Here is a 23,384-nt window from a genome sequence, read left to right on the forward strand (position 1 = left end):
TCTGTATCGGCGTCGCGTCCTGTGGCGCTGGCATACAAAGCGCGTCCGCCGTCGATACGTGCCGGACACACGCGCGCGGCCAAATGGCCCGACCCGAGAGTGGTCCGCGCCGCGCGGTCTCTCCGGGCCAACTGCCTTGTGGCACATCCGCGCACCATCGCGCTCAGCACCGGAGAATTCCCATGTCCCGTACCCCCGTTTCCAACAAGACCCGCATCGGCCTGCTCGCTGTCGCCCTGGCCGGCGGCATGCACCTGGCCTCCACCGCCTTCGCCGTGGAGCAACTGCCCCAGGGCTATCAGCTGGCTGCCGCCGACAAGGCCGGGGAGGGCAAGTGCGGCGAAGGCAAGTGTGGCGGCGAAGCCAAGACGACCCAGGCCGAAGGCAAATGCGGTGAGGGCAAGTGCGGCGATGCCTCCTTCGCCCGTACCGACACCGACGACGACGGCCGCGTCTCGCTCAAGGAGCTGCTGGCCGTGGCGCCGAACGGCAGCGACGAGTTCAAGGCCATGGACAGCAACGCCGACGGCTACCTGTCCGAGGCCGAGGTCTACAGGTTCCGCAGCAACCAGTACACCAGCAACGGCAAGAAGGTTCCGACCGAGCTGTTCACCAAGATGAGCCAGGCCCGCGACTGATCCGTCCCCTGTAACCACGCCCTCCCAGTCATCGGCCGGGAGGGCGTTCGTCCATCTGGAGAAGCCCCATGACCGCTCATTCTTCCGTGCACGGTGCCGGCCTCGGCCTGCGCCGCGCCCTGCTTCCCGAGTTGCTGGCGATGGCACCGGGCAGCGTCGACTTTCTCGAATGCGCCCCGGACAACTGGATCGGCGTCGGCGGCGCCCACGGCGATGGCCTGGCCGCGTTGACCGAGCGTATCCCGCTGACCTGCCACGGCCTGTCGCTGTCGCTTGGCGGCCCGGCGCCGCTGGACCTCGACCTGCTGCGCAGCACCCGGCAGTTCCTCGAACGCCACCGGGTGCCGCTGTACAGCGAGCACCTGAGCTACTGCGCGGACGACGGCCAGCTGTACGACCTGCTGCCGCTGCCGTTTACCGATGAGGCCGTGCGCCACGTCGCCGCGCGCATCCGCCAGGCCCAGGACGTGCTCGGCCGGCGCATCGCGGTGGAGAACATCTCCTACTACGCCGCACCCTACCAGGCGCTGAGCGAGATCGAGTTCCTCCGTGCGGTGCTGGAGGAGGCAGACTGCGACCTGCTGCTGGACGTCAACAACCTGTTCGTCAACGCCATCAACCAGGGTTACGATGCGGCGGCCTACCTGGCGGCGATTCCCGCCGCGCGGGTGGTCTGCCTGCATGTGGCCGGCCATTACGACGAGGCGCCGGACCTGAAGATCGATACCCACGGCGCGGCTGTGAAGGCTGACGTGTGGACCCTGCTGGAGCGGGCCTACGCGCGCTTTGGCGCGGTGCCGACGCTGCTGGAGCGGGACTTCAACTTCCCGCCGCTGGCCGAGCTGCTGACCGAGGTCGGGCAGATCCGCCGCTATCAGCGCGCCGCGCTGCCGGAGGTGCGCCATGGCTGAGGCACTGCACGAGCAGCTGATGCGCATGGCCCGCCACGTGCGTGACCCGCAACGCCACGCGCCGCCGCCGGGCGTCGAGGCGCGGCGTCTGGCGGTCTACCGGCAGTTGTTCCTCGGCAATCTCGAATCGCTGCTGGCCGGCGCCTTTCCCGTTGCTCGGGCCAGCCTGGGCGCGGCCCGCTGGCAGGCGCTGGTGCAGGCCTTCTACGCAGACCATCGCTGCCACACGCCGCTGTTCACCGAGCTGGGCGGCGAGTTCGTCGACTACCTGGAAACCGCGGAGGCTGCGGACCTGCCGCCGTGGCTGGCCGAGCTGGCCCACTACGAGCGGATGGAGAGCGTCCTGCTGCTCAGCGATGCGCCGACGCCGCATCACGACCCGCGGGGCGATCTGCTCGAGGATGTGCCGGTGTTGTCGCCCCTGGCGCTGCCGCTGGCCTATCGCTGGCCGGTGGCGGAGATCGGCCCGGGCCATCTGCCGCAGCAGGCTCCGGAGCAGCCCACGCTGATCCTGGCGCGGCGTGATGCGGACCGTCGCGTGTACTTCTCGCGCCTGGCGCCGCTGGCCCATGCGCTGCTGCTGTCGCTGCAGGAACGTACTATCAGCGGCCAGGCGCATCTGGCGCTGCTGGCCGCGGCCATCGGCGTGGCGCCGGAGGCAATCGTGCCGGCCGGGCTGGCGTTGCTGGAGGACTTGCGCAGTCAGGGCGTGGTGCTGGGCACTCGCCGCGGCGCCTGAACGGCGGCCATAAGAAGCCCGCGCACCCGTGAAGGTGCGCGGGCTTTTTGTTGCGCGGATCAGACCCTGCGGCGCAGCCGCGCGTCCAGGCTCAGGCGCCCCGCACCGCCTAGCAGCAGCGGCAACAGGGCTATCAGGTAGATCAGCGGCAGCTTGTAGTTGCCATGGCCGTGGTCGCTGATCGAGTAGCCCAGCGCCAGCTCCGCCAGGCTCGACCAGTGCGCCGGCCAGTGCACGGCGGCGATGGCCACGACGGTCAGGACGATCAGCATTGCCGACGCCAGGCGCGTACCTAGACCGAGCAGCAGGAGCAGCGGCGCGATCAGCTCCACCCACATCGACAGCTGCCAGTTCAGTTCGGCTGGCAGCAGGTGGAAGGGGAAGGGAAATTGCAGCTCGGCGAACCAGTTCTGCCCGTTCCATTTCTCCAGGCCTGCCTCGAAAAATTCCCAGGCGAGGAACAGGCGCAACGGCAGGTCGGCGCCCCAGACACCGAGACGGTCAAGCTGGGCGAAGGCGTTTTGCAGTGGGGTGAATGTGCTGTTGTACATGGTGACCTCAGCGGGTAGTGACGAGCGGGGCGCGGGTCGGCTGTACCTCACGGCGCAGGCGCTGGGCCAGCTTGGCGGTGAGCTTGAGCACGATGGCGGAGCAGATCAGGGCGAAGCCCAACGCGTACCAGGGGCTGATCGGGATGCGCTTGTAGAAAGACAGGCAGAAGATCGCCGCCAACACCCAGGTGCCGGTGCCATGCAGCAACTTCCAGCCGCGGCCACCGAGGGCCTTCATCGCCCAGGGAAAGGAGGTGAGGCTGAGCAGCAGGATGAACAGGTAGCCCACCGAGCCGGGGATGTTGGCGGCCACCGAGCGACCGTCCCAGAACACCTCGGGAAACAGCTTCGCGTAGGTCAGGATCAGCACGCCGTGGATCAGGTGGGAGAAGGCGAAGGCCAGGCCAAAGTAGCGACGCTCGCGCAGCAGCGCGCGGGTCGTCGGGCTGGGCAGCAGGAGGGCCAGGGACGAGGCGAGGAAGGCGATCAGGAACAGGGCGAAGGAGGTACGGGCGGTGACGCGGATGGCACTGCGCAGTGCCTCCACCAGCTGCGGCTGCCAGAGCAGGGCCAGCGCGGTGGCGACGAGGACGAGCAGCGAGAGCAGGCTGAACAGGCGCCAGCCGTGCAGGCTGGATGAGGTGGCGGATCGGGACATGAGGCGGGCTCCTTGGATGGGCGCGGCGCGTTCTGTGCCGCGTTGACCGTCATGCTCGCCAGCCGCTTTGTCTCCCGTGTGTCTGCCCAGGGCCGTCTTGTATCGCTCTGTATCCTCGTCTCAGTTCGTTACAGTGAGTTCCAGTTCCGCGCACAGGCCGCCGTGTTCGCGGTTGCGCAAACTCAGGCGGGCGCCGAGGGCCTGACTCAGCTGCAGAGCGATGGCCAGGCCGAGACCGGTGCCGCCGGTACTGCGGTTGCGCGAGCTCTCCACCCGGTAGAACGGCTTGAACACGTCCTCCAGTTCGGCCTCGGCGATGCCGGGTCCCTCGTCCAGTACCTGCAGGCGCACGCCGTGTGCGTCGCGCTGCACCTGCAGCTGGGCGCTGCCGGCGAACTTGAGGGCATTGTCGAGCAGGTTGCTCAGCACTCGGCGCAGCGCGTGCGGGCGGGTCTCGATCAGCGCGCCGCTACGGCCGTCCAGGCTCACCGCCTGGCCGCTGTCCTGGTAGTCGAGCACCAGGCTGTCGAGGAAGGCGTCCAGATCGATCCGACACAGCGCCTCGCGACTGCCGTCCATGCTGCGCGCATAAGCCACGCCCTCGCGCACCAGGTGCTGCATCTCGTCGAGGTCGCTCCACAGGCGCTCGCGTTCCGGCGAATCGTCCATCTGCTCGACGCGCAGCTTCATGCGCGTGATCGGCGTCTGCAGGTCGTGGGAGATGGCCGCCAGCAGCTGCATGCGTTCTTTCAGGTAGGCAGCGATGCGGCCCTGCAGTGCATTGAAGGCGCGGGCCGCGTATTGCACCTCCGTGGGACCGCGTTCATCCAGTAGTGGCGTCGGGCTGTCCGGGTCGAGGTGATCCACCGCGTGGGCCAGGCGGGTCAGCGGACGAATCGCCGTGCGCACTGCCAGCCAGGTGCAGAGTGCCAGCACCAGCAACTGCAGGACCAGCATCAGCGGCAGCCACTGGGCCACCGGAATGCTGCTGGGGGTGACGTCCAGCACCAGCGGGCTGTCGTCGCTGAGGCGGATGTGCACCTGGAAATGCGGGTGCGGCCCCTCGATGGTCTCGAAGCGCAGGGCGAAACGCTTGCCGATGGCCCGTTCGATGGAGGGCACGGCCATGGGCATGTCATCCATGGACATCGGCGTGCCGGGCAGACCTCCGTCCAGGCGATAGCGGTAATTGCGCCGCTCCAGGACCGGTAGCCAGCTGGCTCGCTCCTCGGCCGGCAGGCGATCGATCAGCGCCACGGAGGTGCTCAGGTCCCTCTCCAGGTTGTCGAGCATCAGGTTGCGCCCGGTCAGGTAGCGCTCGTAGAACTGCGAGCCGAACGATAGGCCGTAGGCCAGCACCAGGCCGGTGAGGAAGATCAGCGTGAGGCGCGTGGCCAGACTGCGCGGCCAGCGGAGCAGGGGCGTCATGCGTTGGGCTCGATCAGTTGCACGGGCAGCGAGAACACGTAGCCCTCGCTGCGCACCGTCTTGATGTAGGCCGGCTCGCGGGCGTCGTCCAGCAGGCGCTGGCGCAGGCGGCTGACCAGCAGGTCGATGGAGCGGTCGAACACGTCGGCCTCGCGGCCCTGGGTCAAGTTGAGCAGCTGTTCGCGGCTCAGCACCCGCTGCGGGTGGTCGAGGAACACCCGCAGCAGGCGGTACTCGGCGCCGCTGAGGGCGACTACGGTGTCGACCTCGTCCAGCAGGTGGCGGGCGCTGGTGTCCAGGCGCCACTGACCGAAACCGATCAGCCGGCTGCTCTCGCTGATCTGCAGGTTCGGCGGCAACATGCGGGTTCGGCGCAGTACGGCGTTGATCCGCGCCAGCAGCTCACGGGCCGAGAAGGGCTTGGTCAGGTAGTCGTCGGCGCCCATCTCCAGGCCGACGATGCGGTCGGTCTCCTCGTTGCGCGCGGTGAGCATCAGCACCGGCGTGGCCTTGTGTTTGCCCACGCGCAGCTCGCGGCACAGCTTCAGGCCGTCGTCGCCGGGCATCATGATGTCGAGCACGATCAGGTCCACCGCGTTGCCTTCGAGGACAGCGCGCATCTGCCGGCCATCGGCGGCCAGGCTCACGCGCAGGCCGTTCTTCTTCAGGTAGTTGCCCACCAGCTCGCGGATTTCCCGGTCGTCGTCGACGATCAGGATGTGATCGACATGCTCCATGGCTATCTCTCATTGCAGTGACGGCGCCCAGTCTATCGGGCTCGATGGCGCTTGCCCGCTACCCTTTGTATTGCAGTGTATCCGGGCGCCCGGGTGATACCTGGCGCTGCAATCACTCTTGCCAGCGGACACATCGGCGATACCTCCTGAACGTGCAATTGGGCACCCGGCAGATGCGACGCATCGCCCACGCACCATCATCAGGAGATTGTCATGCAAGCGATTACTCGCACTTCCCTCGTACTCGCATTGGTACTGCCCTTCGGCAGCCTCAACCTACACGCCGCGGAGCGCACTCTGGTTGAACGCTACCACTACGGCATGCAACTGGATGTTCAGAAGGTTCTGGCGCTGGAAGAGGTACCGTCATCGCGTTGCCAGGTCGTGGAGGCACGCATGGATTACCTGGATTCCCAGGGCCACGAGCGCAGCTTGGCCTATCTGAAGCACGCCAAGGCTTGCGAGAACGAAAACTGATCCCCAGCCCTTAGACCGCTGTGCCCGGTTTCGCCGGGCCTGACCCTTTTTCGTTTTCGAGGTGACCATGCTACTCATCGCCTTTCTCGGCGGGGTTCTGACGCTCTTCAGTCCCTGCATTCTGCCGGTCATTCCGTTGCTGCTGAGCAGTGCCGGTGGCAGCGTCCGTACAACCCTGCTGACCCTGCTCGGGCTGGCTTCGGGCTTCGCCACCCTGGCGAGCCTAGCCGCCGTCTCTGCCAACTGGGTGATCGAGACCAGCGTATGGGGCCGCTATCTGGCCCTGGCGATCCTCACGCTGTCAGCGCTGGCGCTGCTCTCCGCGCGAGTCGGCACCTGTTTGTCCCGCCCCTGGCTGTGGCTGGGCGCTCGCCTGCAGGGCGATGCCCGCCGCCTGCCGCCTGCGCTCTCGGCCTGGCTGCTGGGTGTTGCCAGCGGCTTGCTGTGGGCACCCTGTGCCGGGCCGATACTCGGACTGATTCTTTCGGGGGCCATGCTTGAGGGGCCCAGCGCGAACACCAGTCTGCTGTTGTTCAGTTTCGGCCTGGGCAGCGCGCTGGCGCTGGCGATCCTGATCCTCCTCGGACGCGTTGCGTTGCGGCGGTTGCGACCTTCGCTGCGCCTGGTCGAATGGCTGCGGCGCGGCACCGGTGCGGTGGCGTTGCTGGCGATCATTGGTATCGCCAGTGGGCTCAATGCGCAACTGGCCAACCCGGCGGCGTCGGGCTTGCTGTCCACTCTGGAACGGCGGGTGCTCGAGGTGGTGCCTCGTGAGTTCGAAGGGTTGGTCGGCAGTGCTCGAGCGGACGTGCCCGTTCATCTGCCAGACCTGGGACTCGCCCCTGAACTGAGCGGCGTTACGCAGTGGCTCAACAGCGCAGCACTAGACTGGGCCCAACTGCGAGGGAAGGTGGTGCTGGTGGATTTCTGGACCTATGACTGCATCAACTGCCGCAACAGCCTGCCCTATGTAAATCAGTGGGCGCAGCGCTATGCCGAGCAGGGATTGGTGGTCGTGGGCGTGCATACCCCGGAATACCCCCATGAGCGCATCGTTGCCAACGTCCGCCAGGCGATCAAACAACTGGGCATCCGCCACCCGGTGGCGATCGACAATCAGTACCAGGTGTGGAGTGCATTCGGGAACCAGTACTGGCCCGCGCATTACTTCATCGATGCCGAGGGGCATATTCGCTATGCGCACATGGGCGAGGGCGATTACGCAGAGCAGGAGCGAGTCATTCAGGAGCTGCTGCGATTGAAGGATATGCGCGCTGGCGCGGACCGCGCAGCCGAGTGAGCTGGACCGGCTCATCGCCAATTCCAGGCGGAGTGATGTACCCGCCTGGCACTTAAACACCGACTTGCGGCAGGGCCCGAAGCCTAAGCCAACCATCCGAAGGTGTGCGGCCGCGTCGTCTTTGCATCGCTCATGGGCGCACCTTGCCCATCGCCGAGTTCGACTCACGGGGTGCAAGAGCATTGAGCACCGTGGCCGCGCAGGACAGCAGGATGCCTACAGCGGCAAGGCCGATCCAGCCTGCTCGGTGCACGCCGTAATTGCCCAATGCGGCGCCGATCGCTCCGCCCAGAAAATACGACCCCATGAATACGGTATTGAGCCGGCTCCGGGCCTCGGGCCTCAGGGTGAATACGCGTGCCTGGTTGGCAACCAGTCCGGCACGGTTGCCAATGTCGAGCAGCACCATGCCTAGGATCAGCCAACCAAGATGTTGCCCGCCGGCTGCGATGCAGGCGAAGCCCAGGGCGAGGGTCATTGCGCCGGCGAGGACCATGGTGCGTACGCCCAGACGATCGGTCAGTGCGCCGATATGGGGAGAGGCGACGATGCCCAACAGCGCGACCAGGCCAAACAGCCCAATGGTGGCGGAATCGAAGCCGTAGGGTGGTTGTGCCAACAGCGCGGCAAGCGAGGCCCAAAGCGCACTGAACGCGGCGAACATCAGCAGGCCGCTCGCCGCACAGTAACGCAGCACGCCTTCCTCCCTGACCAGACTGCCCAGCGAACGCAGAAGCCAGCCATAGCTTATCGTCGTCAGGCTCGTGGCAGCGGGCAGGCACTTGGCAACAATGATCAGCAGCACGACATCGCTGAGCGAAACCAATACGAAGACGGCGCGCCACCCCATATTTTCACCGGCGAACCCTCCGAGCGTGCGCGCGAGCAAAAGACCTGCCGAGAGGCCGCTGAGCAGGCTGCCGACGATGCGACCTCGCTCAGCCGGAGTGGCCAGTCCCGACAGGGAGGGAATGATGAGCTGCGCAGTGATTGCCGTCACACCGACCAGGAGGCTGCCCACGCACAACACTGTGAAGTTCGGCGCTATGGCGCAGAGGATCAAGGCGACGGCATTTGCAGCGATGGCCAGCAACGCGAGCTGGCGTGGCTGTCGGCAATCGGCGAGCGGCACGATGAACAGCAGGCCTGCCGCATAGCCAAGCTGCGTCAACGTGGCGACCAGACCGGCCTGTGTCGGCGCCAGGCCAAACGACGCGGCCATCTGTGGCAGAAGCGGCTGGTGATAGTAGATGGTCGAGACGGCCAGCGCGCAGCAAAGGGCCATGAGGGTGACGAGTCGACTGGAAACGCTCATCGGAGCTGAAGAAGAGACGGACATGACGCCATCCCTTCACTGCTGCAGGGCCTGCACGAGCCCGTGGGTATCGACGATGCTGTGCGCAAACGTTGGCCCGTTCAGGTCGTGCGCCGCGTGCATCATTTCCTTGCTGAAGGCGGCTGTTGCATCTCGTACCAGTGTGACGTGGTAACCCAGCTCCATGGCGAAGCGTGCGGTTGATTCGATACAGGTGTTCGCCAGCAGGCCGACGACGATCACGTGTGTGATGCCTCGCTGCTTGAGCTGGAAGTCGAGGTCGGTATTGGCGAACCCGCTTTGTCCCCAGTGCTCCTGGACGACGATGTCGTCCTCCTGCGGCACGAAGTCGGGATGCCATTCGCCGCCCCAGGAGCCCTTGGCAAAAGTGTGGCGCTGCTGGATCAGGCGTTGGGTCGGGTTGGGGTGATCCCAGTGGTCGTAGTCGCCGGGCTGCCAGCGCCGATGTGGCACGTAGTACACCTGGATGGCCTGCGCTCGAACGGCGGCAACAGTGGTGCGCAGGTTGTCGAGCAGATGAACGTCGTCCGCGACGCTTCTGAGCATGGGAAACAGCTTGCCGCCATCGGACAGGAAGTCGTTGTAGGGGTCGACCAGCAGCAGAGCGGTCCGCTCCGGGGAATACACAGGGTGGCTCATGACGGTGCTCCAGATAGAGGAGAGGGGCTGGGACTTATGCTGCACGGGCAAATGCCTCGATTGCCCATGGCGCTGCGTAATCCTCACGGGGCTAATATTAACTATGAAAATCATAGTGTCAATTGGAATGAGGCCTTGGGAGGTTATCCGTGAGGCATTGCGATCCTGGTTGCGTTACTATGAAAAAGATAGTTACCACAGGGAAAACAGCGCTATGCCAATGCAGGATGAGACGAACGACACGGTGTGCCCGGTGGCGCGCTCGGTGGATTTGGTGGGCGACAAATGGACCATTCTGGTCATGCGTGAGCTGTACATGGGCGCGACACGCTTCGAGGAAATGCAGATCCAGACTGGAGCTACGCCCCAGATGCTGACCTCGCGCCTGAAAGCTCTGGAAGCCAACGGCCTAGTCGAACGCCGGCCCTACAGCGAAAAGCCGCTGCGCTACGAATACCTTCTGACTGACAAGGGCTGGGACTTCTATCCCGTGATCTACGCGCTACGCGCCTGGGGCGAGAAGTGGTGCAAGAACCCGGATGAGGGCTTGGCCGTGCATTTTGTGCATCGCGCGTGCGGCCATGACGTTGGCGTGGCCCGCGTTTGCCCTCACTGCGGCGACCCTGTGGAGCGCAAGGACCTGGAAGCGGTGATCAGCAATCGTTTCCTTGGCGAGCGCGAGGATCGCCGGGAAGCCTTCAAGCGGAAGTAGCTGAGGCTATGAGGCCTTCCCGTGCTGGCGGGTACCTTGAATTAGAAGCAAATTCTATGAGAGGCAGCTTCTGGCCGAAAGCAACCCGATCATTAAAGACGTAAAGGCTCCACTAAACGTCTCGCCCAAAGTGTCAGTCAGGGGCCAACATCACGGGCTGGCAATCCGTGCACAAATGATCGGTGCAGCGGTATACAGGCAGGAGTAGTGAGAGAGCCGCTCCATCCGCTCGAGGCGTGCCTTGCGTGAGAAACGCTCTGCCAGATAGGCCGACATAGCGAAAGGCGACCAGTTATCCGCCGTGCCATGCCACAGGCAGATGTTTGCCTCGCTGGCGAAGATGCTGGCTGACCAGGGCTTCAGATACTGCTGGATATCCCGCGTGTAGCCGGACGCGCCTTGAGCAAAGCATTGCTGCAATACCTGACAGATAAGCGCCCTGAAATCAGGTGATTTCACCCGCTCCCGATCCTGCCCCTCAGCGCTGGCGAACAGCATGCGAAACAGCATCTGCGGTGCTCGTTTGGCCAGTAGCGCCTGCCACTTCACCAGCCACTGGAACAAACCTGGGCTGCGCTTGGCCAGTGAGAACACGGCCTTGCCGGCCATCTCATCGAGGAAGTCCCCACCATCGAGCGGGGCGGCGGCGCAAACCAGATGCAGGCTGCGAATCTGGCCGGGCATAAGCGTGCTGACTTCCAATGCGGCATGCGTGCCGAGGGAAAAGCCGATGAAGTCGACCCGGGCACCTTGCACCGTCTCGCTGATGGCTTGTGCGATATGCCGGTGGTAGTCGGCGCCGGTGATGGATGGATTGATGGCGAAACGGTCGAAACAGATAATGCGCAGGCCCTGTGCTCGCGCTGGTGCGTCGAATATGGAACTCTCATACGGCGAGCCCGGCACCCCGTGGAAGTAAACGACCGGTTTGCCTGCGGGGTTTCCGTATTCGCTGAAGTCCATCTCTAGTTCCGAGCAAAGTGACGTCTCGGTCTTTTATCACTGCCTTACTGAATATGCGCTGGGGCGAACTGACGCATTGCCTTGGAGTTTCAGAGCGCGCGTGAGCGGCGCCCCCCTCACTCCGGCAACCTGACCGTCTTCTTCGCCCCGAACGGATTCCAGCTGGCCACTAACAGCACTGCCACCAGCGGGCCGATCACGAAGCGGTTGTGGCCCAGCAGTGCCAGGCCGCCAAGGGTGAAAATGAGGATCCGGTAGTCGGGCATGTGGGTGTCCTTGTCGGACGCTAGGGAAAAGGGAGCCCTCTACTTTCACGCAGACGATGGCGTTTCCCTGCGCACGCTTCAGTCGATAGTCGTCTTCCCTCCCTCTGTGGCGGCATACTGCACGCCATCCGGCTCTCCACGAAACAAGGACGTTGTATGCCTTCAATGCGAAATTTCCCTGTTCTTTTGGTCCTCATTACCACCCTCTGCATACCCGCGCGGCATGTCAGTGCCACTGAAGCCACCGCCGCTTCGGTGGAATTTCCTGTCTGGAGTCACTCCTTTGTCGGCACGCTGGGCAGCAAGCAGGTAGAGCTCTCCTTGAGCCGCGTTGCCGATAACCTGTCGGGTACCTACTGCTATCAACCGTGCAGCAATCAGACGCGCATCCAACTGGTGCTGGAGGGGCAGATGCAAGGCGCCGGGGCGGAGCTGATCGAGCGAGACCGCACGAATCAAGCGGCCACTACCGGCATCTGGAAGATCGACTCGTTGCAAGACGGGATCACCGGTACCTGGCTTTCGCCTGACGGCAAGCGCAGGCTTGCACTGGCTTTGCGCAGGTATGAGGCCGAGGGCGATTTGCAGGTGCGCTTTTCCTATGAGACACGGCTGCTGGCGGATGGGCTACCCGAGCCGGAGGGCGATGGTTGTCCGACGCCCCCGCTGGTGTCGGCCATCCGTCTGTACAAGGACGGTGTGCTGCAGCAGACGCTGGAAACCGAGTCTCAGGGGACCTGCAGTATTTTCACGCCCGTGTTGTTCGATGCGAACTTCGATGGCTGGCCCGATCTGAGCATTGCTCAGTTTCTGCCTGCGGGCCCTAACATCCCTCATCAGACATGGCTCTATGATCCGGTGACGGGGCGCTTCGTCGATGCACCTGCAACGTTGCAGGGCATCACGTCGCCTGATTTCGATCCGGAGCACCAGATTGTCTATTCCTTCTGGCGCGCCAGTTGTTGTGAGCATGGCGTATCCATTTACCGCTGGCGGGGCGACGAACTGGAGGAAGTCGATAGCCAGAGCAGTTATTTCCTGCCTGTGATGGTTGGTGGTACGCGGCGCCTTTGCTATGTCGCCCCGGGTTACCGTGAAGGTTTCATCGAGTATTCGGGCCGGGTCGAGCAGTCTGCAGATGGCCGCTTGCGTCTGCATCAGATCGACCCGAACACCTGCGAAATCGACGACTGGACTTTTTTGCATCGCACGCATATCGACATCTGGAAACCCGCCAAGCCTGGGGAGAAACCGCTTCTTCTACGTTCAGAAAGCGTTGTCTGGAAATCGACCGAGACCTCTGCCGGCCAACGCTATTGCCCCGAAGTGCCTTACTTCGACGATGGCCGAATCGTGCGTATGCTGCTCAGCGATGATCCCGACTCCTGTAGCGCAGATGATCCGGCCAGTGACTGACTGGTGAGGTCGGTAGCAGGCGATCGGTGCTGCCCCACGCAGTAGTCCTCACTCCGGCAACCTGACCTTCTTCTTCGCCCCGAACAGATTCCAGCTGGCGACGAACAGCGCCGCTACCAGCGGGCCGATCACGAAGCCGTTCAGGCCCAGCAGGGCCAGACCGCCGAGGGTGGAAATGAGGATCAGGTAGTCGGGCAGGCGGGTGTCCTTGCCGACCAGAATGGGGCGCAGGATGTTGTCCACCAGGCCGATCACCAGCACGCCGAAGGCGGTGAGGATGATGCCTTGCATCAGGCTGCCGCTGAGCATCAGGTAAATGGCCACAGGCGCCCAGATGATGCCGGCGCCGGCTGCCGGCAGCAGTGACAGAAAGCCCATCAGCACGCCCCACAGCAGTGGGCTGTAGATGCCCAGCGCCCAGAAGATGAAGCCACCGAGTGTGCCCTGTACGGCGGCGACCACCACGTTGCCTTTTACCGTGGCGCGCACCACGCGGGTGAACTTGATCTGCAAACGCCGTTTGGTGGTGTCGGCCAGCGGGATGGCGGTGCGGATTCTATGCACCAGATACTTGCCGTCGCGCAGCAGGAAGAACAGCAGGTACAGCATCACGAAGAAGCCGATGAAGAACTCGAAGGTGCCCTGGCCGATGGCGAACACCTTGGTGGCCAGATACTGACTACCGGCCATGGCACCCTTGGATATCTGTTCGCGCAGGCCGTCGAGGTTGGAGATGCCGACACGGGCGAGTTGTTCCTGCATTGATGGCGGCAGCATGCGTATGCCGCTGGTGACGTAGGCGCCTGCATCCAGCTCGCCTGACTCCAGTTTCTGATACAGGGCGGTGCCTTCGGCCACCACGGCCGAGGTGATGAAGATCACCGGCAGAATCGCCACCAGCAGGCAGATGATCAGCGTCAGCAAAGCGGCCAGATTGCCTCGGCCGCCCATGCGACGGATCAGGCGCTCCTGCAGGGGCAAAAACACCACGGCCAGGACCATGGCCCAGAACACCGCGCCATAGAACGGCAGCAGTATCCAGAAGAAGGCGATGGTCACCAGAACGAGCAGCAGGATGAAGGCTTTCTGTTCGAAGGTCGGGCTCTGCATATCGAGTTCGCTGGAAAGGGACATGCCAGTTAGTCCCCCGATGCTCTGGCAAAGTGCCGACAAAGTTGGATTGAGCTTTGGGCGATGCAGTGGGGCGGCTTGACAGCTCTGGGATACTGGAAGGCGTGATGGTGATCATTCGACGGAGGCATGGCCATGCGTGATGAGGAAATCAAGGCGCTGTTCGATCAACAGGCAGCAGGCTACGACAAGCAGTGGGCGGGTATGACGCCGATTCGTGAGGCGCTGTATCTGCTGCTCGATGCACTGTTCATCGACCTGCCGGCTGACGCGCGGATACTGTGCGTGGGCACCGGCACGGGCGCGGAAATCGCGCACCTGGCCGAGCGCTTTCCAGGCTGGTGTTTCACCGCGCTCGATCCGTCCGAGGCGATGCTCGAGGTGTGTCGCCTGCGTGCGGAGCGCGGCGGCTTTGCCCAGCGGTGCGACTTTCACCTGGGCTATCTGGATACGCTGGCGCCTGGGGCGGTCTACGACGGCGCCACCTGTTTCCTGGTGTCGCAGTTTCTGCTCGAACCTGCCGCGCGTACCGCGTTCTTCGGCCAGATCGCACAGCGCCTGAAACCCGGCGGGCTGTTGGCCAGTGTCGACCTGGCAGCGGATATCCAGTCGCCGGCCTACGAGGTATTGCTGCCTGGCTGGATGACGCTGATGGCATCGGCTGGGGTCGATGCGCAGACACTGGAGCGTGCACGTGCAGCCTACGCCCGCGATGTGGCGGTGCTGCCGGCGCAGCAGGTGGCTGGCATCATCCAGGCTGCCGGTTTCAAGGCACCGGTGCAGTTCTTCCAGGCGGGGCTGATGCATGGTTGGATAAGCCGGCGCGAAACCAATGCTTGAGTGGCTCTACTCGTGGCGCGTGCTGCGGTCGCGGTCGCGTGGGTAGTGGCGGTCGAAGGGCAAGGGCGGTAGCCAGGCTTCGCGGCGGATGGTCCAGAGTTCGTAGGTGGGGGTGAACTGGTTCGGTTCGTCCAGCGACCCGACGTTCAGCTCGACTTCATCCCCCGAGCGCGCGAACACCGGCGAGCCGCAGCGTGGGCAGAAGTGGCGGCCGGCGTACTGGCCGGTTTCGCCCTCTACCTTCACCGCGTCCTGCGGGAAGATTGCCGAGGTGTGAAAGAGGGCGCCGTGGTGCTTGCGACAGTCCATGCAGTGGCAAACGCCGACCCTGTAAGGCTGGCCGCTGGTTTCGAAACGCACCTGGCCGCAGAGGCAGCCGCCGGTGAGGTGAGACATGGCGATGTTCTCCTGTTTCGTGTTCGGGGACTGAGAACATAGCAGGAGGCGGCGTAATGCTCGCCAGTTAAGAGCAAGACGATGACGTTGTAAGAGCCCGCTTGCGGGCGATCCTGATAAAAGCATCGCCCGTAAGCGGGCCCCTACGGTTCGAAATCCAGTTCCTGCTCGAGCTTCGCCCATTCCGCTTTCAGGGCACGCCTCAGGTATGCGATGAAGAGTCGGTCGCGCAGGCGGCGCATGGTGGAGCTTCGTCGCGCGGTCTGGGCTTGTTCGATGATTTCGCTGAGCCAGGCGCTGTCGAAGCCTGTCCAGATCGGTGGGATGGGCGCGAGCATGTTGGAGTAGCACGCAGGAGCGACGTCCTCGAAGAAGGCGGCTTGTACTGTGGCAGGGTCGAAACCTGCCACCTGACGGGCGATGTATCCGTAGTCGACTTCGGTGTCGACGAATACGTCCGAAAGCGCCGACCACAGATGGATGCGTTCTTCGCGGGTCATAAGCCACGTCTGCTCAATGCTGCGTAATCAGTGACGAGACTGTAATGGCTGGCGCGCATCCTGGCCATTGGCGCGGGATGCTGCGAAGCCTGGTGGGATGTATCATCGGGCACATAGTTGCATGACTGAATCTGCCCGTTCGCGTCGGTCATGCGAGCGCTGTTTTCGTATCTGTGGCCGTAGACGCGGCCCGCCATCTGCGAGTGATGACACCATGATCGAGGTAACCGAAGTTTCCATTGCCGAGCTACGCGCGGCGCTGGAGTCCGGCCGCACCACGGCGGTCGAGCTGGTCAAGGCCTACCTGGCGCGTATCGACGCCTACGATGGCCCGAATACGCAGACCCGGCTCAACGCGGTGGTGGTGCGCAACCCCGATGCGCTGAAGGAGGCCGAAGCCTCCGATGCGCGCCGCGCCCGCGGCGAAACCCTCGGCCCGCTGGATGGTATTCCCTACACCGCCAAGGACAGCTATCTGGTCAAGGGCCTGACGGCGGCCTCCGGCAGCCCGGCGTTCAAGGATCTGGTGGCGCAGCGTGATGCCTTCACCGTCGAGCGCCTGCGCGCGGCTGGCGCCATCTGCCTGGGCAAGACCAACATGCCGCCGATGGCCAATGGCGGTATGCAGCGTGGCGTCTATGGCCGTGCCGAAAGCCCGTATAACGCCGATTACCTGACGGCGCCGTTCGCCTCGGGCTCGTCCAACGGCGCCGGCACGGCGACTGCCGCCAGCTTCGCGGCCTTCGGCCTGGCCGAGGAAACCTGGTCAAGCGGGCGTGGCCCGGCCTCGAACAACGGTCTGTGCGCCTACACGCCGTCGCGCGGGGTGATTTCGGTACGTGGCAACTGGCCGCTTACGCCGACCATGGATGTGGTGGTGCCCTATGCCCGCACCATGGCCGACCTGCTGGAAGTGCTCGATGTAGTGGTGGCCGACGATGCCGACAGCCGTGGCGATCTGTGGCGCCTGCAGCCTTGGGTGGCGATCCCGAAAGCTTCCGAGGTGCGTCCCGAGTCCTACCTGGCGCTGGCGGCCAAGGCCGATGCATTGGCCGGCAAGCGCCTGGGCGTGCCGCGCATGTTCATCAATAAGGACGAAGAGGCCGGTACCAGCGAGAGCCCTGGCATCGGCGGGCCGACGGGCCAGCGCATTCACACCCGGCCGACGGTGATTGCTCTCTGGGAAGCGGCGCGTCAGGCACTGGAAGCGGCTGGCGCCGAGGTGGTCGAAGTGGACTTCCCGCTGGTGTCCAACTGTGAGGGCGACCGCCCCGGTGCACCGACTGTGTTCAACCGCGGCATCGTCACGCCCGAGTTCCTGCATGACGAGCTGTGGGAACTGAGCGGCTGGGCTTTCGACGACTTCCTGCGCGCCAATGCTGATCCGAAACTCAACCGCCTGGCCGATGTGGACGGGCCGCAGATTTTTCCGCATGACCCCGGCACGCTGCCGAACCGCGAGGGTGATCTGGCGGCGGGCATGGAGGAGTACGTCAACATGGCTAAACGCGGCATCAAGCCCTGGGATCAGATCACCACGCTGCCCGACGGCCTGCGCGGCCTCGAGCACACACGCAAGATCGACCTGGAAGACTGGATGGATCAACTGGGCCTGGATGCGGTGTTATTCCCCACCGTGGCCGACGTCGGCCCGGCCGATGCCGATGTGAATCCGGCATCCGCCGATCTCGCCTGGAGCAATGGTGTGTGGGTGGCCAACGGCAACCTGGCGATCCGTCACCTGGGTGTGCCGACCGTCACCGTGCCGATGGGCGTGATGGCCGATATCGGCATGCCGGTGGGCCTGACCTTCGCCGGCCGTGCCTATGATGATTCGGCACTGCTGCAGCTGGCGGCGGCCTATGAGTCGACTGGCAGCAAGCGTCAGGTTCCGCCGCGCACGCCTGCGTTGTGACGTGAACCTGCCACCCTTTAGGAGGGGCTTCAGCCGCGACTGCTGCAGAAATTGTCGCTGCTAAAGCGCCTCCCACGGTTTGTGGCGCTCCACAACTCAATATGTAGGGCGGGTGAAACCCGCCGCAATGGCAACGGCGGGTTTCACCGCCCTATACGAGATGACGCCCTATCGTTACTGGCGCAAATCCACCGCCGGTGCGCCCTGGCCGTCGAACAACTGGCCCGGTGTGCTGGGCAGGATGCTGGGGCGGCCGTTGTCCGGGCCGCCGTTGCCGATGATGCGAATGTCGCTGTACTTCTTGCCCGACAGTGCAGCCAGGCCAGCGCCGTCGCGGACGATGGTCGGCCGCAGGAAGACCATCAGGTTGCGTTTGATGTGGGATTCGCGGGTGGAACGGAACAACCCGCCGAGCAAGGGAATGTCGCCCAGCAGAGGCACCTTGGAGATGGCCTGGGTGACGTCGTCCTGAATCAGGCCGCCCAGCACGATCACCTGACCGTCGTCGGCGAGGATGGTGCTCTTGATCGAGCGCTTGTTGGTCACCAGATCGACTGCCTGGGCGTTGAGCCCGGTGCTGGGGGCGATGGAGGAGATTTCCTGCTCGATCTCCAGGCGCAGGGTGGCGCCTTCGTTGATGTGCGGGGTGACCTTGAGGGTCACGCCGATGTCCTGGCGTTCGATGGTGGTGAAGGGGTTGCCGGCACCCGAGGCGTCGGTTGTGTAGGAGCCGGTCTGGAAGGGCACGTTCTGCCCGACGAGGATTTCCGCCTTCTGGTTGTCCAGGGTCAGCAGGCTCGGCGTGGACAGCAGGTTGCTCTTGCTGTTGGCCGAAAGTGCGGTGATCAGTGCGCCGAAACGATCACTGCCGATGCCGATGATGGCGCCGTCGGGCAGGGTGAGGTCTTCCGGTATTTCGTCACTTTGCAGGATCTGCAGCACGCTGCCCACCGACAGGCCGGTGCCGGAGAAGTTGACCCCGCCCAGGCCGCCTCTGCCGCCACGAGCATCCACGGCCCACTGCACGCCGAGGGCGTCGGTGATGTCGCCGGAGACCTCGACGATGGCCGCTTCGACCATCACCTGGGCACGCGGTACGTCGAGCTGACGCACGATGTCTTCGAGGGTGGCGACCAGATCGGGCTCGGCCAGCAGCACCAGCGCGTTGAGGCTCTCGTCGGCACGGATGAGAATGTTCGACTGCCTGCCGGTGGTTTCGCTGTTCTCCTGATTCTTCAGGCCTTCGGAGATCTCCCCGAGGGTTTCGGCCAGGGACTTGGCATCGTTGTGGCGCAGGCGGATCACGCGGGTGTTGGCCGAGCGGCTGGTGGGGCTGTCCAGCGAGCGGGCAAGGTCGGCCAGTTTGGTGCGGGCGTCCGGTGGGCCAAGCAGGATCAGGCGATTGGTGCGTGCGTCGGCCACCACCTGGGTCGCGCTGGTGCCCTTGGCCTGGCCGCGAGCAATGGCGGTGTTGAGCACTTCGGCGGCGTCCATCACCCAGGCGTGCTGCAGGGTGACCACGCTGAAGTCCTGCGCGCCGCTGCGGTCGAGCTGGCGCATCAGATCTTCGATGCGTTCGATGTTGGCGCTGCGGTCGCTGATGATCAGCGCGTTGGACGAGGTGACGGCAGCCAGGTGGCCATATTGCGGCACCAGTGGACGAATCAGCGGGATCAGCTCGGCCACTGGCGCGTGCTGCACCTGGATCAGGCGGGTTTCCAGGCGGTCCGGCGCCGGGCGGCCGGCATCGGCTTCGGCCTTGGCCTCGGCATTGGGCACGATGCGCGCCTGGTCGCCCTGGGTAAGCACGCTGAAACCGTGGGTGGCCATCACCGAGAGAAACAGTTGATAGACCTCGGACAGCCCCAGCGGCGTGCTGGAGATCACGTTGACCTGGCCTTTCACGCGCGGATCGACAACGAAGGTCTGCCCGGTGATGGCGGCGACCTGATCGATGAACTCGCGAATGTCGGCGCCTTTGAGGTTGATGGTCCAGCGTTCTTCCTGCTGATTGGCGCTGGCCGGTACCTGCTCGATTTGCGCGAGCGAAGGCAAGGGGACAGCAGCCAGGCCGGCGGCGAGGATGGCGAGGGTCAGTCTGCTTCGGAGAACATGCATCGGTTCAGTCGCTTTCCATGAGCTGATCGGCGGGCGTTTCCTCTGGCAGAGTGCCAGAGGCTTCCATCTGTTCGCGCAGGTCTTGCATGCGCTGACGCAGTTGTTCGAGGTTGTTCTGGTCGAGTTGATCGAGCTGTTCGACGGGGTCGTCGATTGTCTCTTCCGCTGGCGTATACAGGCTGTACTGACCACTCTGCTGGCGAGGGAAGGCCAGGCTTTCGCGGCGGCCATTGCGCAGCAGTTCGACGTGATCGGCATAGACGGCATCCAGGCGCACGCCACTGTCCACCTCCATGCCGACGGTATAACGCTGGGCGCTCTGGCCCTGGCGCTGGAGCACGGCGCTGGAGCGTTGCGGGTCACTGTGGACGAAGCTGCCGAGCAAGGTCAGTTGCAGGTTGGTGGCAGGTAGCGGGCCGCTGTCGGCCTGACGCGGGCTGCCGAACAACTGGGCGATGGGCGCCTGTGCGCGCTGTTGCAGATCGGGTGCATCCTGACTGAGCGGTTGCTGCACGGGGCCGCGCACCAGACGCAGCAATTCTGCGCTTTGCCACGCCAGACTCACGCTCAAGGCGATCAGCACGAGCATACCGATCAGGCTCGGGGCATTGTCCTTGATCCGCTGGGAAAGAGCCGAGATGGGCAAAAGCATCACTCCGAAAACGACAGTCCAATTCTTCTTATGTGCTGGGCGTCGCGCGCTGATCATAGCAGTCTGCGCGAGGTTGGCATCCCCTAAATAGGGTGGGTGTACAGTTACAGACGATGTGTTAAAGATAGTCGAATGTATGCATAAAAAGACCGTTCCAGAGGTAGCCATTGGGTCGAACAGCCAGATTTGGCTGTGCTGCCCGAATAAGGTTCTGTTCTAAGGTCACACATGAACACTTCGTTGCTGGAAATTCCGCTGCGCCGTCTGCCCTTCAGCTTTGCCAAGCGTCACGGTGTGGTGTTCGTCATGCAGGACGAACGCACCAGCCTGGCCCATCGCGCCGATTGTGACCCGGTGGCGCTGGCCGAGGCGCAGCGCTTCGCCGGGCGCCGCCTGCCGCTGCAGGTACTGAGTGCCCCTGAGTTCGCCCAGGTGTTGGGTGCTGCCTATCAACACGATTCAGCGTCCATGCAATTGGCCGAGGATATCGGCGGCAGTTTCGATCTGGCCTCGCTGGCCGATCAGGTGCCGGAAACCGAAGACCTGCTGGAGCAGGAGGACGACGCGCCAATCATCCGCCTGATCAACGCCATCCTGGGCGAAGCGATCAAGGAAAACGCTTCCGACATTCACCTGGAGACCTTCGAGAAACGCCTGGTGGTGCGCTTTCGCGTCGACGGCATCCTCCGTGAGGTGCTCGAACCCAAGCGCGAGCTCGCCGCGTTGCTGGTCTCGCGGGTGAAGGTGATGGCGCGGCTGGACATCGCCGAAAAGCGCGTGCCGCAGGACGGGCGCATTTCGCTCAAGGTCGGTGGGCGCGAGGTGGACATTCGCGTGTCCACATTGCCTTCGGCCAATGGTGAACGGGTGGTGCTGCGTCTGCTCGACAAACAGGCCGGGCGCCTGTCTTTGCAGCACCTGGGCATGCGCGCCGAGGACCGCAAACTCATGGAGGATACGGTGCGCAAGCCGCACGGCATCCTGCTGGTTACCGGGCCCACTGGCTCGGGCAAGACCACCACGCTGTACGCCAGCCTGGTCAGCCTCAACGACCATACGCGCAATATCCTCACCGTCGAGGACCCCATCGAATATCACCTCGAAGGCATCGGCCAGACTCAGGTCAACACCAAGGTGGACATGACCTTCGCCCGCGGTCTGCGCGCCATCCTGCGCCAGGACCCGGACGTGGTGATGGTCGGCGAGATCCGCGACAAGGAAACCGCCGAGATCGCCGTACAGGCTTCGCTGACCGGCCACCTGGTGCTCTCCACGTTGCACACCAACAGCGCCATCGGCGCCATAACCCGCCTGGTGGACATGGGCGTAGAGCCCTTTTTGCTGTCGTCATCCTTGCTGGGTGTGCTCGCCCAGCGCCTGGTGCGGGTGCTGTGCCCCGCGTGCAAGGAACCCTATGCGGCCGATGCAGCCGAATGCGCGTTGCTCGGTGTGCCGGCCAGCTCGCCGCCGACCCTGTACCACGCTCGCGGCTGCGCTCACTGTCATCAGCAGGGCTACCGTGGGCGTACCGGTATCTACGAACTGGTGGTTTTCGATGAAGTCATACGCACGCTGGTGCACAGCCGCGCTTCCGAGCAGGACCTGACTCGCCACGCCCGCAGCCTGGGCCCGAGCATCCGTGACGATGGCCGACGCAAGGTGCTGGAAGGGGTGACCACAGTCGAGGAAGTGCTGCGCGTGACGCGAGAGGAATGATGGCAATCGGTATGTTGGCATGGGCTCTTGTAGGAGCGGCTGGGCGGCATTCCGCTTCAGCCGCGAGTCGGCGGAGATCGCGGCTGAAGCCGCTGCTGCGGGAACAACCGGAGCGATTTGCCGATGGCTGCCTTTGAATATATTGCCCTCGATGGGCGCGGCCGCCAGCAGAAGGGCGTGCTGGAAGCCGACAGCGCGCGCCAGGTGCGCCAAATGCTGCGCGAGCGCCAGCTGGCGCCGCTGGAGGTCAAAGCCACGCGCAGCCGCGAGCAGGACAGTGGTCAGGCGCGCCTGGGTTTTGTACGTGGCCTGTCGGCGCGCGACCTGGCGCTGGTCACTCGCCAGTTGGCGACGCTGATCCAGGCGGCTCTGCCCATCGAAGAAGCGCTGCGTGCTGCCGCGGCGCAATCCACCCGTTCGCGTATCCAGGGCATGCTCCTGGCGGTGCGCGCCCGCGTGCTGGAGGGCCATAGCCTGGCCGGCAGCCTGAAGGAATTTCCGGCCGCCTTTCCCGAGTTGTACCGCGCCACAGTGGCGGCCGGGGAACATGCCGGGCACCTCGGTCCGGTGCTGGAGCAATTGGCCGACTACACCGAACAGCGCCAGCAGTCGCGGCAGAAGGTGCAGTTGGCGTTGCTCTATCCGGTGATCCTGATGTGTGCCTCGTTGCTGATCGTCGGCTTTCTGCTCGGCTACGTGGTACCGGACGTGGTCAAGGTGTTCGTCGACTCGGGGCAGACGCTGCCCGCCCTGACACGCGGGCTGATCGCCCTGAGCGACTGGGTCAAGGCCTGGGGGCTGGTTGCCCTGGTGGCGCTGATACTGGCGGTCGTCGCCTTGCGCGTAGCCCTGCGTGATGAGGCGTTCAGGCTGCGCTGGCATCGGTTTCTGCTGCGCATACCGCTGGTCGGTCAGCTGGGCCGCGCCACCGATTGCGCGCGCTTCGCCTCGACCCTGGCGATCCTCACCCGCAGCGGTGTGCCGCTGGTAGAGGCGCTGGCGATTGCCGGCGAGGTGATCGGCAATCGGGTGATTCGTGGTGAGGTGCTGGTGGCTGCGCAAAAAGTGCGCGAGGGTGGCAGCCTGACCCGCTCGCTGGAGGCCACCGGACAGTTCCCGCCGATGATGCTGCACATGATCGCCAGCGGTGAGCGCTCTGGTGAGCTGGATCAGATGTTGGCGCGTACGGCGAAGAACCAGGAGAACGACCTCGGCGCGCAGATTGCGCTGCTGGTCGGCTTGTTCGAGCCGTTCATGCTGGTATTCATGGGGGCAGTGGTGCTGGTGATCGTTCTGGCCATCCTGCTGCCGATTCTTTCTTTGAACCAGATGGTGGGGTAGCAAG

24 protein-coding genes are annotated in these 23,384 nt (G+C 64.3%); 11 read left to right on the forward strand and 13 right to left on the reverse strand.

Annotated elements, in window-relative coordinates; genetic code table 11:
• Window positions 1-182: 182 nt before the first annotated feature.
• The 3 genes from H3221_RS15780 to H3221_RS15790 all read left to right on the forward strand — a co-directional run bounded on the left by H3221_RS15780 (window position 183) and on the right by H3221_RS15790 (window position 2,288).
• Entirely contained in the window at window positions 183-638 is a 456-nt protein-coding gene (locus H3221_RS15780) for an HvfA family oxazolone/thioamide-modified RiPP metallophore (protein ID WP_196474522.1), read from the forward strand.
• A gap of 68 nt (window positions 639-706) precedes the next feature.
• Entirely contained in the window at window positions 707-1,549 is an 843-nt protein-coding gene (locus H3221_RS15785; protein ID WP_196474523.1) for an HvfB family MNIO-type RiPP peptide maturase, read from the forward strand.
• Window positions 1,542-2,288 carry an HvfC family RiPP maturation protein gene (locus H3221_RS15790; RefSeq protein WP_196474524.1) on the forward strand — a complete coding sequence of 249 codons (747 nt, stop codon included), beginning with the start codon at window positions 1,542-1,544 and terminating at the stop codon, window positions 2,286-2,288. The genes H3221_RS15785 and H3221_RS15790 overlap by 8 nt, the downstream gene beginning before the upstream one ends.
• Window positions 2,289-2,347: 59 nt before the next feature.
• Here the strand turns inward: H3221_RS15790 and H3221_RS15795 are convergent, their stop codons facing one another.
• The 4 genes from H3221_RS15795 to H3221_RS15810 form a co-directional block, all read right to left on the reverse strand.
• Window positions 2,348-2,839 carry an HvfX family Cu-binding RiPP maturation protein gene (locus H3221_RS15795; protein ID WP_196474525.1) on the reverse strand — a complete coding sequence of 164 codons (492 nt, stop codon included), beginning with the start codon at window positions 2,837-2,839 and terminating at the stop codon, window positions 2,348-2,350.
• A gap of 7 nt (window positions 2,840-2,846) precedes the next feature.
• On the reverse strand, window positions 2,847-3,497 hold the full coding sequence (locus tag H3221_RS15800; RefSeq protein WP_196474526.1) for a ferric reductase-like transmembrane domain-containing protein: 651 nt from the start codon (window positions 3,495-3,497) through the stop codon (window positions 2,847-2,849).
• 120 nt (window positions 3,498-3,617) lie between these two features.
• Window positions 3,618-4,925: an ATP-binding protein gene (locus H3221_RS15805; RefSeq protein WP_196474527.1), complete on the reverse strand. Its 1,308-nt coding sequence runs from the start codon at window positions 4,923-4,925 to the stop codon at window positions 3,618-3,620.
• Window positions 4,922-5,662: a response regulator gene (locus tag H3221_RS15810; RefSeq protein WP_196474528.1), complete on the reverse strand. Its 741-nt coding sequence runs from the start codon at window positions 5,660-5,662 to the stop codon at window positions 4,922-4,924. Before H3221_RS15810 ends, H3221_RS15805 begins: the two co-directional genes overlap by 4 nt.
• A 213-nt stretch (window positions 5,663-5,875) precedes the next feature.
• On the opposite strand from H3221_RS15810, the gene H3221_RS15815 reads away from it, so the two are divergent.
• Both H3221_RS15815 and H3221_RS15820 read left to right on the forward strand, forming a co-directional pair.
• Window positions 5,876-6,139, forward strand: coding sequence for a DUF2790 domain-containing protein (locus H3221_RS15815; RefSeq protein ID WP_196474529.1), 264 nt, complete (start codon window positions 5,876-5,878; stop codon window positions 6,137-6,139).
• 67 nt (window positions 6,140-6,206) lie between these two features.
• Window positions 6,207-7,439 carry a cytochrome c biogenesis protein DipZ gene (locus tag H3221_RS15820; RefSeq protein ID WP_196474530.1) on the forward strand — a complete coding sequence of 411 codons (1,233 nt, stop codon included), beginning with the start codon at window positions 6,207-6,209 and terminating at the stop codon, window positions 7,437-7,439.
• Between the two features lie 130 nt (window positions 7,440-7,569).
• On the opposite strand, the gene H3221_RS15825 is transcribed toward H3221_RS15820, so the two are convergent.
• Both H3221_RS15825 and H3221_RS15830 read right to left on the reverse strand, forming a co-directional pair.
• Window positions 7,570-8,778, reverse strand: coding sequence for an MFS transporter (locus tag H3221_RS15825; protein WP_196474531.1), 1,209 nt, complete (start codon window positions 8,776-8,778; stop codon window positions 7,570-7,572).
• A 12-nt stretch (window positions 8,779-8,790) separates the two neighbouring features.
• Window positions 8,791-9,414, reverse strand: a complete 624-nt coding sequence (locus H3221_RS15830) for an isochorismatase family cysteine hydrolase (protein ID WP_196474532.1) — start codon at window positions 9,412-9,414, stop codon at window positions 8,791-8,793.
• A gap of 214 nt (window positions 9,415-9,628) precedes the next feature.
• Here H3221_RS15830 and H3221_RS15835 point away from each other — a divergent pair, with 214 nt between their 5' ends.
• The gene (locus tag H3221_RS15835) at window positions 9,629-10,126 is read left to right on the forward strand and encodes a winged helix-turn-helix transcriptional regulator (RefSeq protein ID WP_196474533.1); all 498 of its coding nucleotides are present in this window, start codon (window positions 9,629-9,631) and stop codon (window positions 10,124-10,126) included.
• Between the two features lie 150 nt (window positions 10,127-10,276).
• Here the strand turns inward: H3221_RS15835 and H3221_RS15840 are convergent, their stop codons facing one another.
• The gene (locus H3221_RS15840) at window positions 10,277-11,089 is read right to left on the reverse strand and encodes an alpha/beta hydrolase (protein WP_196474534.1); all 813 of its coding nucleotides are present in this window, start codon (window positions 11,087-11,089) and stop codon (window positions 10,277-10,279) included.
• A gap of 116 nt (window positions 11,090-11,205) precedes the next feature.
• Window positions 11,206-11,355, reverse strand: coding sequence for a hypothetical protein (locus H3221_RS15845; RefSeq protein ID WP_397428066.1), 150 nt, complete (start codon window positions 11,353-11,355; stop codon window positions 11,206-11,208).
• Between the two features lie 156 nt (window positions 11,356-11,511).
• Here H3221_RS15845 and H3221_RS15850 point away from each other — a divergent pair, with 156 nt between their 5' ends.
• Entirely contained in the window at window positions 11,512-12,771 is a 1,260-nt protein-coding gene (locus tag H3221_RS15850; protein ID WP_196474535.1) for an XAC2610-related protein, read from the forward strand.
• Between the two features lie 48 nt (window positions 12,772-12,819).
• On the opposite strand, the gene H3221_RS15855 is transcribed toward H3221_RS15850, so the two are convergent.
• On the reverse strand, window positions 12,820-13,881 hold the full coding sequence (locus tag H3221_RS15855; protein ID WP_196474610.1) for an AI-2E family transporter: 1,062 nt from the start codon (window positions 13,879-13,881) through the stop codon (window positions 12,820-12,822).
• A 156-nt stretch (window positions 13,882-14,037) separates the two neighbouring features.
• On the opposite strand from H3221_RS15855, the gene H3221_RS15860 reads away from it, so the two are divergent.
• Window positions 14,038-14,742, forward strand: coding sequence for a class I SAM-dependent methyltransferase (locus H3221_RS15860; RefSeq protein WP_196474536.1), 705 nt, complete (start codon window positions 14,038-14,040; stop codon window positions 14,740-14,742).
• 6 nt (window positions 14,743-14,748) lie between these two features.
• Here the strand turns inward: H3221_RS15860 and H3221_RS15865 are convergent, their stop codons facing one another.
• On the reverse strand, window positions 14,749-15,138 hold the full coding sequence (locus H3221_RS15865) for a GFA family protein (RefSeq protein ID WP_196474537.1): 390 nt from the start codon (window positions 15,136-15,138) through the stop codon (window positions 14,749-14,751).
• Between the two features lie 143 nt (window positions 15,139-15,281).
• Window positions 15,282-15,638, reverse strand: a complete 357-nt coding sequence (locus H3221_RS15870; protein ID WP_196474538.1) for a DUF7079 family protein — start codon at window positions 15,636-15,638, stop codon at window positions 15,282-15,284.
• A 214-nt stretch (window positions 15,639-15,852) separates the two neighbouring features.
• Here H3221_RS15870 and H3221_RS15875 point away from each other — a divergent pair, with 214 nt between their 5' ends.
• Window positions 15,853-17,553: an amidase gene (locus tag H3221_RS15875; protein WP_196474539.1), complete on the forward strand. Its 1,701-nt coding sequence runs from the start codon at window positions 15,853-15,855 to the stop codon at window positions 17,551-17,553.
• A 174-nt stretch (window positions 17,554-17,727) separates the two neighbouring features.
• Here H3221_RS15875 and gspD read toward each other — a convergent pair whose 3' ends face one another.
• Both gspD and H3221_RS15885 read right to left on the reverse strand, forming a co-directional pair.
• The gene (gene gspD / locus H3221_RS15880; protein WP_196474540.1) at window positions 17,728-19,671 is read right to left on the reverse strand and encodes a type II secretion system secretin GspD; all 1,944 of its coding nucleotides are present in this window, start codon (window positions 19,669-19,671) and stop codon (window positions 17,728-17,730) included.
• A gap of 4 nt (window positions 19,672-19,675) precedes the next feature.
• A complete protein-coding gene (locus H3221_RS15885) occupies window positions 19,676-20,323 on the reverse strand; it encodes a type II secretion system protein N (RefSeq protein WP_224490633.1) in 648 nt (215 codons plus the stop codon).
• A 228-nt stretch (window positions 20,324-20,551) separates the two neighbouring features.
• On the opposite strand from H3221_RS15885, the gene gspE reads away from it, so the two are divergent.
• Together gspE and xcpS are read left to right on the forward strand one after the other, a co-directional pair.
• The gene (gene gspE, locus H3221_RS15890; RefSeq protein ID WP_196474542.1) at window positions 20,552-22,039 is read left to right on the forward strand and encodes a type II secretion system ATPase GspE; all 1,488 of its coding nucleotides are present in this window, start codon (window positions 20,552-20,554) and stop codon (window positions 22,037-22,039) included.
• A gap of 123 nt (window positions 22,040-22,162) precedes the next feature.
• Window positions 22,163-23,380 (forward strand): GspF family T2SS innner membrane protein variant XcpS, encoded by a 1,218-nt coding sequence (gene xcpS, locus H3221_RS15895; RefSeq protein WP_196474543.1) that lies wholly within the window; start codon window positions 22,163-22,165, stop codon window positions 23,378-23,380.
• Window positions 23,381-23,384 lie beyond the last annotated feature (4 nt).

Source organism: Pseudomonas chaetocerotis (assembly GCF_015712105.2).
GTDB lineage: Bacteria > Pseudomonadota > Gammaproteobacteria > Pseudomonadales > Pseudomonadaceae > Aquipseudomonas > Aquipseudomonas chaetocerotis.